Raw genomic sequence first — 14014 nt, 5'->3', positions numbered from 1 at the left:
ATAGTGGTACTTTCTTTAATAGACATCTTGCCGAACAAAAACAGCAAAAGAGACAAACAATGCCACAACTGCCCAAACCGCTAGTATGCCAATAGAAAATAAAAGTGTCATCCCGGGTACTGGTGGAGAGCTGCCTGCTAAATATCCTGTTAAATCAAGATTGATCATAAACAAATATTTCGCCGATTGCCAGGAGGAAACAAGATTGCTCAAAATTAACCCAGCAATTAAAGCAGCAAGCATGACTCCCATGCTAGCTGACGTACTCTTTAATAAAACAGATAACATAAAACTAAGGGTTCCTACAACTATCGCAACAAACCAGACTAATCCAAACTCCATTAAAATATACTGCCACTGATCGATCAATTGTACATTTGACGTATTAAGCTCTCCTCCGACGCTAGTGAAACCTGTTAAAATCGGTGCCTTCCAACCTCCGAATCCAAACACCACTCCTGAGATCACATACGCCAGTAATCCCATAAGAACAACAATAATAGAAATAGACAATATTAATGCAACGTATTTACTTAAGAGAATCTTCCACCTTTTAACCGGCCTCGTTAATAGGAGCTTAACCGTACCCGCACTTCTCTCTGAAGATACGATATCTGCAGCAATGATCATAATTAATAATGGAACAAAGAGGGTAATTGACTCTTGTGCAAAACTACGAACAAATGTTGGAGCACCCGGCTCGGCTGGATTAATATTATTATCTAGATAGTATTGTTGCTGCTGGACACGAATTTGTAGTTGAGCTTTCCATTCATCTGAAATACCACTGCTCGTTAATCGGTTTTGTGTATCAACAATTTGTTGCTGTAAAGTGGTTCTCCAATCAACATCCCCTAATTTTTCAACTTGTCTTTGAACCTCACGAAATTGCGCATATGTAAAAAGACTAATTAAAACGGTCATAATCGCTACAACAACAATCAATTTTCTCTTCCGGATAATCTTTAGCATTTCATTAAATATAAGCTTATTCAACGGATTCTCCTCCTGTTAATTCGAGGAATAGGTCTTCTAATGTAGGCACTTTCCTTTGGATTTCGTGGACCTCTACCCCATTTTCTACGAGCATTCGATTCCACACAGAGGATTTTTCTGATAACGGAGTTACTAACAGGTTCTCTTCATCCAGAATGACCGACGTAGTCGACTCCAGAAGCTTTCTTCCCTTTTCAACTGGAGCCACTTTCCAAACTAATTGCTCTTGAAGATTTAACAAATTGCTAACTGTATCTACTTTAATTACTCTTCCTTTTGAAATAACAGCCACCCTATCACACATCAATTGTATTTCACTGAGCAAATGACTAGATACAAGCACGGTTAAGCCTTCTTTTTCAGCTAAAAACCGGATAAATTCTCTCATTTCACGTATTCCCATCGGGTCTAATCCGTTAGTGGGCTCGTCCAAAATCAACACCTTGGGCTTTCCAAGTAGCGCCTGAGCAATTCCTAATCTTTGTCTCATACCAAGCGAGTAGGTTTTAACAGGATCATCGATTCGATCTTGAAGTCTGACTAATTTAACAACATACTCTAAATGTTTGGAATCGAAATTCGGTATCATCCGAGAAAAATGTTGAAGGTTTTCCCTCCCTGTTAAATAAGGGTAAAGCTCCGGATTTTCTACAATGCACCCTAGGTGACTCATAGCTTTAACAAAATCCTTCTTCACATCATATCCACAGACATGAATGCTTCCTGCTGTTGGACGGATTAACCCCACTAACATTCGAATAGTTGTAGTTTTTCCTGCTCCATTTGGTCCTAAAAAACCAAATACTTCACCGCTTTTAAGCTCAAAGTCTAGTCCTTTAATAATTTCTCTTTTCCCTATTCTTTTACGTAACCCTTTAATAGATAAAGTTATCTCCGTCATAATAAAACTCCTACCATGTTATTAGTGAAGCTACTCTTTCCGCAATTAATTGATATCCTTTGCTATTCGGGTGAAACTTGTCTGAAAACAAGTAGTCATTCACCTTAAGCTGAAATAAGTCAAAAGTTGGTACAAAAACTGTATTCGGGTATTGATCAAGAAGCTGATTGGTTGAATAATTCCAATCTCTTACCACAGCCGTTGTCGTTGCAGCATCCTCAAGGTCATTAAAGGGATTGTATAAGCCCACTAGAAAAATGACAGCATCTTGATTTATTGATTTAATCAATTCAATGGTTTCATTGAGGTTTCTTACATATTGGTCTTTTATAACCGATATTTCGTCTTGCTTTGGACTAACGAGAGTTTGTCCACCTTGAAACAAGTCATTTCCACCGATTGTCATTAAAATGACATCTGCATCTTTGATTTGATTTTGAATCGTTTCCCCTTTTACTTGAGTTAGAAGTTGTTCTGAACGGTACCCTTTCACCCCAAAATTATGAAGACTAAGCTTTTCATCCGTCTTCTTTTCTAATTCCTCAACTAAATACCCAATATATCCTTTTCCTTCTTCATCACCTGTTCCCCTCGTTAAAGAATCGCCAAGAGCAACTATGGTTTTTCCTTCCTTTTCGTTTACAATTTCCTCTACTTGCGTTTGTTCCCTAACCGTAGATTCTTTTTTACTCAATTGATTGTAAATGGTCCAAGAAAACCCAAATAACAAAACCAAAAATGCTCCTATCGATAGGAACGAGACAATGGTAATATACGTTTTATTCATAATTTTTCTCCTATTAGCAGTATTGGTCTATACTCATATTTTACTGACTGAAACCGCTTTGTTCAAATTTGACCTTCTTATTATAAAAGTTCATTACTAAATTATGGATATAATAACTAACTTTGGACAAATTAGTGAGGAAAGTAAGTTATTATTAAGGAGTATGAGAAATGGATTTAATGAACAACATGTCATTTGAAATGACAAAAAGTTTTATCCCAAATATCAGTAAATCTGACAAACTGAAAATTGTAGAGTTAACAAGAGATGGAGTCGTGATTCAAATGGAAAACTCTAATTGTAGGGGTGTTTTTCCACTTGATAGTTTTCAATATTGGATAAAAAAAGGTTCACTTATCCATTTGAAGGAACAACAAAAATCATCATAAAGTGAAAAACACTAGCTCGAAGCTAGTGTTTTTCATTATGTTTATCTTCAGCAACCAGGAAATGATTAACAACCTCAGGGAAATTTTTCAACTCTTTTTTACCTATATCAGAAATGGTATATACACCTCTGTTTACTTTTTCAAACCAGCCATAATAATTTTTTGAAAGAATCGATAATGTCTTTTCACCCGTCCCTTGTTGACGGAGTGACCTTGGAGTCATCGGGCCGTTTCTATCTAACAAACTGGCAATTTGTATACAGTTCTCTTTGTATGCGGTCATAATTTTTGTCTTTGAACTGCCGCCAATATTGTAATTAACATTTCTTCCTTGCATTTCCTCAATCAACTTTTTCCGGTTTCTTACATGATAATTTTTACTTCTCTGTTTGTTAAATGGTTGTGGGGAAAAACAGACTTCCATTTTTGCACCGCTTTTAAAAAAAGAAACAACAATTAGCCCTAATTCGAGCCGTTTTAATAAGTGACAAAGATCATGCCATTTTTTGGAGTTCATCTTATATTTTGGCTTAGGAATTGCTATATACACTTGATCCGTTAGCTTCTGCCTTTTTGTTGCCTGCATAAGGAGGTCAACAGTTAAGGATAATTTCAATTCGACAACAATTAATTCGTCATCCTTTAGTGCCACTACATCACAATGATGAACTTCTCCCTGTACCTCAAAGCCAAGCTTAGAAAAAAACTTTTCTATCGGTTTATATAAATCTACTTCGTAGAGCTTCTTTTCCTTGCTTACCATTCTGTTCCCCTTCTAGCCCTTTTCCGAAAAGTATACCACACTGGGTAGGTGTCAGACACCCTTCGTGGACACTTTTCCTTTTTTGTCCTCCTCAGGTGGACAGTTTATTTAAAAATAAAGCTCATATCCATTTGGTGTTAGGAACAGCTACCAAATAGATATGAGCTTAAGTAACAGATTATTTACTTATTGTTTTACTATTTTCAAAATCTTTTCTAGTCTCCTCGTGATCTCCAAGGTACACATATTCCTTTTCCCAGAATTCGGCGTTTTCAATTCCAACTTTAACTGGGTCGAACACAGGGTCTTTACCCGCTTTCTTTTGTTCTTCGTAGTCACGAAGAAGTTTTAATGCTGGCTTCGTTAGTAAAACGATCGCAATAATGTTAAGCCACGCCATACTTCCTACCCCAATATCACCTAACGTCCAAGCAAGACCCGCTGTCTTCACACTTCCGTAGAACACCATAAATAGGAATACAACACGTAATACATAGTCCATCCATTTACGGCTCTTCTTGCTATTTATGTAAGCAAGATTCGTTTCTGCCATATAGTAGTACGCCATGATTGTTGTAAATGCAAAGAACAATAAAGCAATTGCAACAAACGGACCACCAAATCCTGGCATTACTGACTCAACCGCAGCTTGAGTATATTGAGGACCAGGTTCTACTCCTTCTAAATTCGTACGAATTGGGTCAGCCCCTTCAGGAGTAACATTGTACATACCTGTAATTAAAATCATAAACGCTGTTGCTGAACAAACAAATAATGTATCGATATACACCGAGAAAGCTTGAACAATCCCTTGCTTCGCTGGATGTGAGACTTCTGCTGCAGATGCCGCATGCGGTGCTGTCCCTTGACCGGCTTCATTTGAATAAATCCCACGTTTTACTCCCCAAGCGATAGCAGATCCAAGTATTCCACCAAAAGCAGCATCTTGGCCAAAAGCACTCGAGAAGATTAATGAAATAACTCCAGGTAACTCAGAAATATTTAATACAATAATTGCTAATGCTACAATAATATATCCAACCGCCATAAATGGTACGACAATCTCAGCTGTACGAGCAATACGCTTAACCCCACCAAAGATGATAACAGCTAAGACGAAAACAACAATTGTTCCGGTAATTGCAGGACTAATACCAAATGCGTTATCCATACCCGCGGCGATACTATTTGCTTGAACTCCGGGAAGCAAAGCACCCGTTGCAAGTACCGTTACAAATGCGAATAAAACTGCATACCATTTCATTTTCAAACCTTTTTCAATATAGAAAGCAGGTCCCCCACGGTATTGACCGTTTTGTTTTACTTTGTACACTTGACCAAGCGCAGCCTCAACAAACGCAGACCCCGCTCCTAAAAAGGCAATTAACCACATCCAAAAAACAGCACCAGGTCCACCGTAAGCAATAGCTGTAGCAACCCCTGCGATATTACCTGTACCAACACGTCCAGATAGGGCTAATGATAATGCCTGAAAAGAAGTAATACCATTTTCTGATGAATGCTTTTGGAACATTAACTTTCCAACATCACCCATATGTCGAACCTGTAAAAATCTAGTCGCAATTGAAAAATACAATCCTACTCCTAAACATAAATAAATAAGTGCTGGGCTCCAGATTATTCCACTTAACCAGTTTACAAAATCTTCCAAATAAATTCCCCCTTAGTATATTATTTTCTTATTATAATAAGAGTTGTCATAATTGAAAAGAATTATTTTTAATTTTTTAAATATTTAGATTAAGTTTGTAAGATTATCTTACAATAGAATCCCATCACACTGTCCATCCCACACGGACAAAAATACCCATTTTGTCTTTTTAGGGTGTCTGACACCCTCTCTGTGGTACACTATTGACGTAGATTTAATAAGATAAACAAGGCGAAAAATAGTCTAGATAAAGGGGAAGCAGTGGTTGAATATTTGTGTCACCCACTAATGTAATTTATATGAAAAATCGAGCTATCAGCGGGCTATTGTTTAATTGGAGAAATGTAGTTTTTGTTCTTGTTATTTTAGGTGTTTTTATTTTCCTGAGAAATACTACTTTGTTTGAAGCGATCCTAGAGGGTGATTTACAGAAGATTAAAACATTTGTTGGAAACAATCGATTCAGTATTTTACTATTTTCAACATTGGTCATGATCATTCAAAACACATTCACAATCATCCCATTACTAGTAGTAATAACCATTAATATCACTTTTTTTGGCTTTTTGTTAGGGTTTTTATGGAGTTGGTTAACAAGTATTCTTGCTGCCATTATTATTTTCTTCCTTGTTCGGTATTTATTTCAAAGTTGGCTTCTAGGCAAAGTAGATGAAAAACTAGTAAAAAAAGTTGAAAATAAGGGGTTTCTTTATGTGTTTGAAGCCAGAGTATTTCCTTTTGTACCTACTAGTTTGGTGAATATACTAGCGGGGGTCAGTTCTATTAAGTTTTCTAACTTTCTTCTCGGAACCCTATTTGGAAATTTTATATACTTTTTCGTTTTAGCTCTTATTCCTGTTGGTTTTTTATCATCCACTGTTAACGAATATATAGTTGGGGGTATATTACTCCTATTTCTCACCTTTTATTATGTTTACAATAAAAAAAGGGCAAAAAGAAAAACACCTTCTAAAATGGAAGAATAAATAATTTATCCTAGTTCTACTACTAGGATTTTTCCTACGTTCTGAAAATTAATAAATTTCACATAAAAAATTTTTTTAGTACAAAACTACTCTAGTGTGTAGTATGATTGGACAATATTATCACAACGAGGGGGATTACCTTGCAACACGGCTTAAAAGAAAAAAGAAACAATCGTGGAATCCTACTAATCAGCTGCCCCGATAGACCAGGTATCGTTTCGAAGGTTTCTACGACATTATTTGAACATGACTGTAATATTATCGATTCAAACCAACATTCAACTGACCCAGAAGCCGGTCATTTTTTCTTACGAATTGAATTCGAATGTTCAGATTTAGAAAATACAAAACCATCTATTGAGAAGTCATTTGAACTTCTCTCCGAAACATTTGATATGAAGTATTCCTTTAACTATGGAAGTGAATCACAAAACTTAGCCATTTTTGTTTCAAAGGAGAATCACTGTCTCCTCGAATTATTATTAGAATGGCAACGTGGTGATTTGTTAGGTGATATTAAATTAGTTGTGGGAAATCATGAGGATCTTAGAGAATATGTTGAAAATGTTAATATTCCTTTTTACTATCTACCAGTTACTCGTGAAACAAAAGAAGAAGTTGAGAAAAAACAATTGGAACTATTAAAGGAATATAAAATAGATACTATTGTTTTAGCAAGATATATGCAAATTTTGTCTCCAGCATTTATCGAGCATTATCCTTGTCAAATTATTAATATTCACCACTCCTTCCTTCCTGCATTTATAGGTGCAAATCCTTATAAGCGTGCTTATGAAAGAGGCGTTAAACTCATTGGTGCCACAGCCCATTATGTTACGGACGATTTAGACGAAGGACCTATTATTGAGCAAGATATCGAGCGAGTCAAACATCACCATGAACTTTCTGACTTAAAGAAAATTGGAAGTCAAGTTGAAAGGAAAGTATTATTAAAGGCGGTTCAATGGCATAATAGCCATAGAATTATTCCGTTTGGAAACAAAACAATCGTCTTTGACTAAAACACTTCAAAAAAACCGGCATATATTTACATATGCCGGTTTTCCAATTATTCCACCAATGGATTTTCTCCACTCTGAACTCCGCTATATTTATTATGTAGGATAAAGTAAGAGTCTTTCTTGGCAAGCCGCTGTTCCGTTCGTACTTTTAAAATGGCCGTTTGCTGCTGCTTGTTTATTAATCTAGCGGCTTTCTTGTTAATGATAATGCGCATCCCTGTTTTAAAAGAAACAAGCGATTGCAGATAGCTATATTGTACAATGTCCTCAATATGTACTAGTGAAATCCATATACAGTGGTCACTAGAAGGTGATTGGGTTGGAAACCAATACATGTTTAAAGGTGCACTAATAACTATAGGAACCATATGATAATTACCTAATACTGCTTTTGCCCCATTAATCGCCCCTTCTAAGGTAAATCCATAGTATTTCATGGTTTCCTCTAAAATTCTTTTAGGAGATTTGGAAACCAAAAAGGAATTCCTTCCTTCCTGAACCATTGTACATACATTTTCGTTTGGATCGATTTCAGGAATCATAAACAGTGTTTCACTTGTTAAAATATAGCTATCCATTATCTTCATCTAGAACTCCTCCAATTGGTCTCATAATACAAAATGAGTTATTTATAGCAATATTATCCTTAGCATGTACGTACTCTTCAACAGTTGTTTCAATAGTTAAAAAATTCGCCATAATCCATGTTATATTTCCTAACACGGCCAATTTGACAAAATTAATTTAAGTATTATAATATACTTTTTTCCTATTACTAAATTACTATTTTCCTAATCCTCCTGTAAAATTAAGGTCCATCTTAATAAAAGGAATAGGATTAGGACTATTCACAAAACGTTCATATTTCCTCATTTTGATAATTTGGTGATAATACTCACAACATTAGTAATTACAAAGTGGATTTTTACCTATAATAATGTTAGTATCAATGGAGAATAGGAAGTGAATACATATGATAAAAATTGAAATACCTAAACCAGATGTCGTAATTACTAAGAAGCGACAAGTTGGAGAGCCAGTTGAAGCAGTAATAAGCAGCGAATACGGTTTTACTGATTATCACAAAATCCCAAGAGATAAAGGTGGAATAATCCTTTTCTTTAATGCAAATGATGATTTACTGTTTGTCGGTAAAGCAAGGAAGCTTCGCCCAAGAGTAAAAAAGCATTTTGAGGATCAAGTTTCCCCTATTAAAAATCATCGGGATGAAGTATACAAAATTGCTGTTATCACTGTTGAAGATGCGATGGAAAGAGAAATTTATGAAACATATATTATCAATACGGAGCAGGCAAAATATAATATTGATAAAGTTTTCTTTAAATAAAATAAGCAAATCAAACCCCTTCATTTCTAAAAATGAAGGGGTTTTTTCTACTCTAGTTCTTCTTTATTGTTTTTCTTTTTTACAAAGCGGTAGGCTAAATATGCGATGTAAAGCGGAGTTGCTATGTAGATTAAATATGGGAATTGCTTATACGTTCCTTTATAGATAACAAATAACAAACACCCAATAAAGAGAGTAACAATCGTCCCGTACTTGGGTAAAGGAATTTCCTTAAAACTGGGGATTCTTATCCGGCTTACCATTAAGAAACACAATCCTGTAAATACAACGGTTGTTATTATGTTTGGTATATAATTTCCAAACAGCGTTAATAAGGCCAAAATTCCTCCTGCCGCAGTAATTGGTACACCTATAAAATAATTTAAGCTTGATTTCGAACTACTTATATTAAATCTGGCTAGTCGATAAGCACCAAACAATGGAAATAAACCAGCCACCATTATCCCTAGCTTTCCAAGTTGATTTAAATATGTATAATACACTAAAAATGATGGAGCGACTCCAAACGTAACAATATCTGCTAATGAATCCAGCTCTTTTCCTAGTGAGCTATCTGCCTTAAGCATTCTCGCTAAGCGCCCATCCATGCTATCTAACATCATTCCAATTAGTATTAAAATGGCCGCATTATTATACTCACCTTCCGCAGCAAAACCAATGGATAAAAATCCGCAAAATAAATTTCCTAATGTAAAGATATTAGGAATACTTTTTGTAAACCGCACTAGCTCCTTCAACCTCCTTTTGAGCCTCTAAATACATTACCAACCTATTATACCATTTTCTTCTTCTATTCCTAGCGCTATAAAAGATAATGCCTAACCATCCATGGATGTTAGGCATCTCCACAAATAAGGGGCATTTACTCAACCATGAATTCTATTGACGTACTATACGCCTTCCCCGACCTAGGTGTCATCCAAACATTTAACGTATATTTTCCTTTATTTAGTTCAACATCTTTCACGTTAATGTCATAAGAAAGTTCTTCCCCCGGAGCGAGTACCTCACTTCCTAGCACTTGTAAAAAAGAGCTAACACTTGAAAATAAGAACACCTCTTCTCCGCTTGAATTTATTATTAAATAATCAAACCTTTGAGAGGAAGAAAAATCGAGTTTAATTTCCTTACCTGAGTCATTTTTTACATGATACTGAAACAAAAGTGGACTAACTTCATTTAGCCTAGAAACAGCTTCCCCTTGTGCTGTATCCATATTTCCCTCCTCTTTACCTGTTGATAGTACCGGTTCTGCTTCCCTTTTTGTACCACACCCACCTAAAATAAAAACTGCTATTAAGAACATTAAGATTTTCTTCACATTAACACCTCATTTTGTAACTCTTTTACCTTATTAGTCGTCTGGAAGTGTTTTGAAGTTACAAATTAACTCAGCAGGAATAAAATTATCTGAGACTCGATTCTCTGCATTCCACTTCCTTTTTTGAAAAAAACATGGTACTTTTACAGATAGAACTATCTTGAAATTTTATTAGTGCTTTTTTACTATTTTTTGTATATAGCATGAACAGGAGTACGCTCATTGAAAAAAATCATAGTTATTGTCTATATCCTTTTTTGTTTTACTTATATTTTAACTTCCGTTTATATAACTGGTGATCTCACCTCTTATAAGTTTTCACACCTTGTAAAAGATATTCTGTTCGTTATTTTTAATTTGTTCTTTTTCTATTTTATCATTAAGAAAAGCACTAAATTAAAAACGGTAGAAAAAGAGGAGCAACAATTATCTACTTTGATTAATTCAATGGTAGACTTTGTTTGTTTTAAAGATGGAGAAGGACGTTGGCTAAAAACCAATAGTTTTGGACTTGAACTTTTTCAATTAGAACATGTGGATTATAAAGGAAAAACGGACACAGAATTAGCTGAATACACTGAGTTTTATCGTGATGCTCTCATTTATTGTGAAGAATATTCAGACCGTATCGCATGGGAGAGCCGAACGGTTACTAGATGTGAAGAAGTCATCCCTCTCCCTAATGGAGGGACAAAAACATTTGACACCATTAAACATCCCCTATTTTATGAAGATGGCTCGAGAAAAGGTCTAGTAGTAATTGGAAGGGATATCACGGAAAAGAAATTTGCAGAAGAAAAATTAGTACGTTCAGAAAAACTATCTGTAATTGGGGAGCTAGCAGCTAGTGTTGCACATGAAATACGAAACCCTCTAACTTCTCTTAAGGGATTTGTTCAATTTATTCGTCCTGCTGATCAGAAAAACGATAGATATTATGAAATTATGCTCAGTGAACTAGAGAGAATAAATGATATCGTTAGTGAGCTCTTACTTTTAGCAAAGCCCCAAAAAGTAAATTTTTCAAAGACTCATGTTAGTAACACCATCGAACATGTTATTTCCTTATTAGAAACACAAGCAAATATGGTGAATGTAAGTATAAACTTCTATGAAGTTCACTCTCCCACCATCAATTGTGAAGAAAATCAAATCAAACAATTGCTTATAAATATCATTAAAAATGCTATTGAAGCGTCTAGAAACGGCGGTATAGTAGATGTCATACTTGATGTGAATTCTGATGGGATGACAGTTATTCGGGTGATTGATAGTGGAGAAGGAATATCTGAGCAAGCGAAAAACCGTCTTGGTGAGCCATTTTATAGTTCAAAAGAAAATGGAACGGGTCTTGGTTTAACAGTGAGCTTTAAGATTATTGAGCAGCATGGTGGAGATATTTCCTACAATAGTGAGCCAAATAAAGGTACAACCGCAACCATTCTTTTACCCAGTTTTCCTATACAGGTAGAAAATGTTATAACATCTTAGTATATTTTTGAATACATCAACTTAAACTACATTTGAGCATAATTCTTGCTCAAAACTTGTGCCGGGAGTGGATATCCATGAGTAGAAACAAGCTATTGGTACCTGGGTCAGAAAATGCACTGAATCAGATGAAAGAAGAGATTGCCAATGAGTTTGGAGTTCAACTTGGAGCAGATACAACCGCACGTGCAAATGGCTCTGTTGGAGGAGAAATGACTAAACGACTCATCCAAATGGCAGAACAACAATTACGATCTTAATCGAAGAGAAGCTCAGGAAAAATATCCCTGAGCTTCTCTTTTTTTCTTAAAATGAAACTTTAGGAATGTTATGATAGTACATAGTCACGCAAAATTTAGAAATAATAACTTTTATTGGATAACTTTGATGTTCAGGAGGAAATGATGGAAAATTACCCGCTTTTAGAAGTTGAAAAGCTCGCCTTAAAAAAATTAAAAACATATAAACAAAGCATATTACGTTATCTATTACGTAGTATGCTTGCAAGTATGTTCATTGGGTTTGGAGTAATTGTTGCCTTTAAAACAGGTGGCTATTTTTACAATGAGCATTCTCCTGTGGCCTATCCAATGGCAGCTTTTACGTTCGGAGCAGCTATTATCCTAATCGCCTATGGTGGTGGGGATTTATTTACAGGTAATACCTTTTATTTCACCTACACAGCTCTCAGAAAAAAAATGAGATGGAAACATGTTTGGACACTTTGGGGGTTAAGTTACATAGGAAATATATTAGGTGCAACAGCATTTGCTTTATTAATTTATGTAACAGGTTTATTTGCGGAGGCTTCGGTAAATAGTTTTTTGTTAAGTGTTGTTGAGAAAAAAATGCATGTTCCAACAACGGAACTTTTCTTCCGAGCCATTCTTTGTAACTGGCTTGTTTGCCTAGCCTTCTTTATACCAATGGGAATGAAAGAGAATGGTGCAAAGCTATTTGTGATGATCCTATTTGTTTTTTGCTTTTTCATCTCTGGTTATGAACACAGTATTGCTAATATGTGTACCTTTGCTATCGCTCTTGTTCTGAATCATCCTGGAACGATCTCCTTTTCAGGAGTTATTCATAATCTCGTTCCCGTGACCATTGGCAATCTTATTGGAGGTAGTATCCTCATGGGAGCCATGTATTATTACGTTAACCTTCCTTTTCTTGATGACGAGCATTAGTAATTACCTACTGTGTGAATAGGAGTTAATATGTTATGATTATGACACATTATTTAACTGTTGGATCGGAACTGTTTCTCGGTTTTATCGTGCTATTTCTATTAGCTAAAACGCTTGGTAAAACTCAACTCTCACAAATTACACCGTTTGATTTTATTTCAGCTCTAATCCTTGGTGAATTAATTGGAAACGCCATTTATGACCATGAAACAAGCTGGTTGGAAATCGTATTCAGCACTACGGTCTGGGGTGGTTTAATTTTTGGAGTCGAGATAATCACTCAGAAATTTAAAAAAACTCGAAAAGCGCTTGAAGGTGAACCAAATATCGTTATTCGGAATGGAATAATAAAATATGAAACGTTAAAAAAGGCTAAACTTGACATAAATCAATTGCAAAGTTTAGTTCGTCAACAAGGGTATTTTTCTCTGCAGGAAGTTCAATATGCAATCCTTGAGACAAATGGAATTGTTAGTGTACTACCGAAATCCCAGAATAGACCACCCACTTTAGAAGATTTGAACATTCAATCAGAGCAAGCTTCTATTCCTACAACATTAATACTTGATGGCGAAGTGCTGTATGGGAATCTCCAAGAAGCAGGACTAAATGAACAGTGGCTAAAAAACGAACTTTCGAAACAAAACTTTCATACGTATGACCAGGTTTTATATGCTGAGTGGAAAAAAAATCAGGAACTATTTGTGATGTCGTATCAATAAATCAGGCTTTATGAGCCTGATTTTTGTTTTGTTCTCATAACCATTTTAAACTTATCCTATGTAATCGTTTTCCTCTAAATATGAATGTTTTGTGACACCATGTCACAAAATTGTCGAAATTTCCAACAGCTAAAGATATATTAAAAAAACCTTGATATATCAACATTTACCCCCACTTTTTCACCCTAACATTATTTTCCTTACTATTTTTGTCACATATTAATCTCACTTAACATGTTATTATCATCTACATAGTGGTAATTAGGAAGTAGATAGAATTTTACCTTAAGAAATACTAACAAAATGATCATTGTGAAAAAACGAACATTTTGTTATACAAAAATATCTTTTTGTGGTAAACTCTAATTTTCCTTGTGAAACAAAACACAAACCTGATTTCATATA

General features: G+C 35.2%; 16 protein-coding genes. 8 read left to right on the top strand and 8 right to left on the bottom strand.

Annotated features, from left to right (window positions below):
• Window positions 1-15 precede the first annotated feature (15 nt).
• From ACVBAX_RS03980 to ACVBAX_RS03970, 3 genes are read right to left on the bottom strand one after another with little or no spacing between them, the layout of a single operon-like run.
• On the bottom strand, window positions 16-996 hold the full coding sequence (locus ACVBAX_RS03980) for an ABC transporter permease (RefSeq protein WP_447115953.1): 981 nt from the start codon (window positions 994-996) through the stop codon (window positions 16-18).
• Window positions 989-1897: an ABC transporter ATP-binding protein gene (locus tag ACVBAX_RS03975; RefSeq protein WP_447115952.1), complete on the bottom strand. Its 909-nt coding sequence runs from the start codon at window positions 1895-1897 to the stop codon at window positions 989-991. The genes ACVBAX_RS03980 and ACVBAX_RS03975 overlap by 8 nt, the downstream gene beginning before the upstream one ends.
• A 10-nt stretch (window positions 1898-1907) precedes the next feature.
• On the bottom strand, window positions 1908-2684 hold the full coding sequence (locus tag ACVBAX_RS03970; protein ID WP_447115951.1) for an SGNH/GDSL hydrolase family protein: 777 nt from the start codon (window positions 2682-2684) through the stop codon (window positions 1908-1910).
• A gap of 170 nt (window positions 2685-2854) precedes the next feature.
• Here ACVBAX_RS03970 and ACVBAX_RS03965 point away from each other — a divergent pair, with 170 nt between their 5' ends.
• The gene (locus ACVBAX_RS03965) at window positions 2855-3073 is read left to right on the top strand and encodes a hypothetical protein (protein ID WP_447115950.1); all 219 of its coding nucleotides are present in this window, start codon (window positions 2855-2857) and stop codon (window positions 3071-3073) included.
• A gap of 22 nt (window positions 3074-3095) precedes the next feature.
• On the opposite strand, the gene ACVBAX_RS03960 is transcribed toward ACVBAX_RS03965, so the two are convergent.
• Complete coding sequence (locus ACVBAX_RS03960; RefSeq protein ID WP_447115949.1) at window positions 3096-3836, bottom strand: DUF2161 domain-containing phosphodiesterase; 741 nt, start codon at window positions 3834-3836, stop codon at window positions 3096-3098.
• A 178-nt stretch (window positions 3837-4014) separates the two neighbouring features.
• Window positions 4015-5508, bottom strand: a complete 1494-nt coding sequence (locus ACVBAX_RS03955; RefSeq protein WP_447115948.1) for an alanine/glycine:cation symporter family protein — start codon at window positions 5506-5508, stop codon at window positions 4015-4017.
• 275 nt (window positions 5509-5783) lie between these two features.
• Between ACVBAX_RS03955 and ACVBAX_RS03950 the strand changes: the two genes are divergently transcribed.
• Window positions 5784-6494: a TVP38/TMEM64 family protein gene (locus ACVBAX_RS03950; protein WP_447115947.1), complete on the top strand. Its 711-nt coding sequence runs from the start codon at window positions 5784-5786 to the stop codon at window positions 6492-6494.
• A gap of 107 nt (window positions 6495-6601) precedes the next feature.
• On the top strand, window positions 6602-7516 hold the full coding sequence (gene purU / locus ACVBAX_RS03945) for a formyltetrahydrofolate deformylase (protein WP_447115946.1): 915 nt from the start codon (window positions 6602-6604) through the stop codon (window positions 7514-7516).
• 47 nt (window positions 7517-7563) lie between these two features.
• Here purU and ACVBAX_RS03940 read toward each other — a convergent pair whose 3' ends face one another.
• Entirely contained in the window at window positions 7564-8103 is a 540-nt protein-coding gene (locus tag ACVBAX_RS03940) for a competence protein ComK (protein WP_447115945.1), read from the bottom strand.
• 386 nt (window positions 8104-8489) lie between these two features.
• Here ACVBAX_RS03940 and ACVBAX_RS03935 point away from each other — a divergent pair, with 386 nt between their 5' ends.
• Entirely contained in the window at window positions 8490-8864 is a 375-nt protein-coding gene (locus ACVBAX_RS03935) for a nucleotide excision repair endonuclease (RefSeq protein WP_447115944.1), read from the top strand.
• A gap of 47 nt (window positions 8865-8911) precedes the next feature.
• Here ACVBAX_RS03935 and pssA read toward each other — a convergent pair whose 3' ends face one another.
• Window positions 8912-9610 (bottom strand): CDP-diacylglycerol--serine O-phosphatidyltransferase, encoded by a 699-nt coding sequence (gene pssA, locus ACVBAX_RS03930; protein ID WP_447116037.1) that lies wholly within the window; start codon window positions 9608-9610, stop codon window positions 8912-8914.
• A gap of 137 nt (window positions 9611-9747) precedes the next feature.
• Complete coding sequence (locus ACVBAX_RS03925; protein ID WP_447115943.1) at window positions 9748-10206, bottom strand: BsuPI-related putative proteinase inhibitor; 459 nt, start codon at window positions 10204-10206, stop codon at window positions 9748-9750.
• A gap of 222 nt (window positions 10207-10428) precedes the next feature.
• Between ACVBAX_RS03925 and ACVBAX_RS03920 the strand changes: the two genes are divergently transcribed.
• From ACVBAX_RS03920 to ACVBAX_RS03905, 4 genes are all read left to right on the top strand, one after another.
• Window positions 10429-11697: an ATP-binding protein gene (locus tag ACVBAX_RS03920; protein ID WP_447115942.1), complete on the top strand. Its 1269-nt coding sequence runs from the start codon at window positions 10429-10431 to the stop codon at window positions 11695-11697.
• Between the two features lie 77 nt (window positions 11698-11774).
• The gene (locus tag ACVBAX_RS03915; protein WP_119708747.1) at window positions 11775-11957 is read left to right on the top strand and encodes an alpha/beta-type small acid-soluble spore protein; all 183 of its coding nucleotides are present in this window, start codon (window positions 11775-11777) and stop codon (window positions 11955-11957) included.
• A 144-nt stretch (window positions 11958-12101) separates the two neighbouring features.
• A complete protein-coding gene (locus ACVBAX_RS03910; RefSeq protein WP_447116036.1) occupies window positions 12102-12887 on the top strand; it encodes a formate/nitrite transporter family protein in 786 nt (261 codons plus the stop codon).
• 41 nt (window positions 12888-12928) lie between these two features.
• Complete coding sequence (locus ACVBAX_RS03905; protein WP_447116035.1) at window positions 12929-13609, top strand: DUF421 domain-containing protein; 681 nt, start codon at window positions 12929-12931, stop codon at window positions 13607-13609.
• Window positions 13610-14014 lie beyond the last annotated feature (405 nt).

Source organism: Robertmurraya sp. GLU-23 (assembly GCF_052983275.1).
This window is presented reverse-complemented; position numbering and strand designations above follow the sequence as displayed.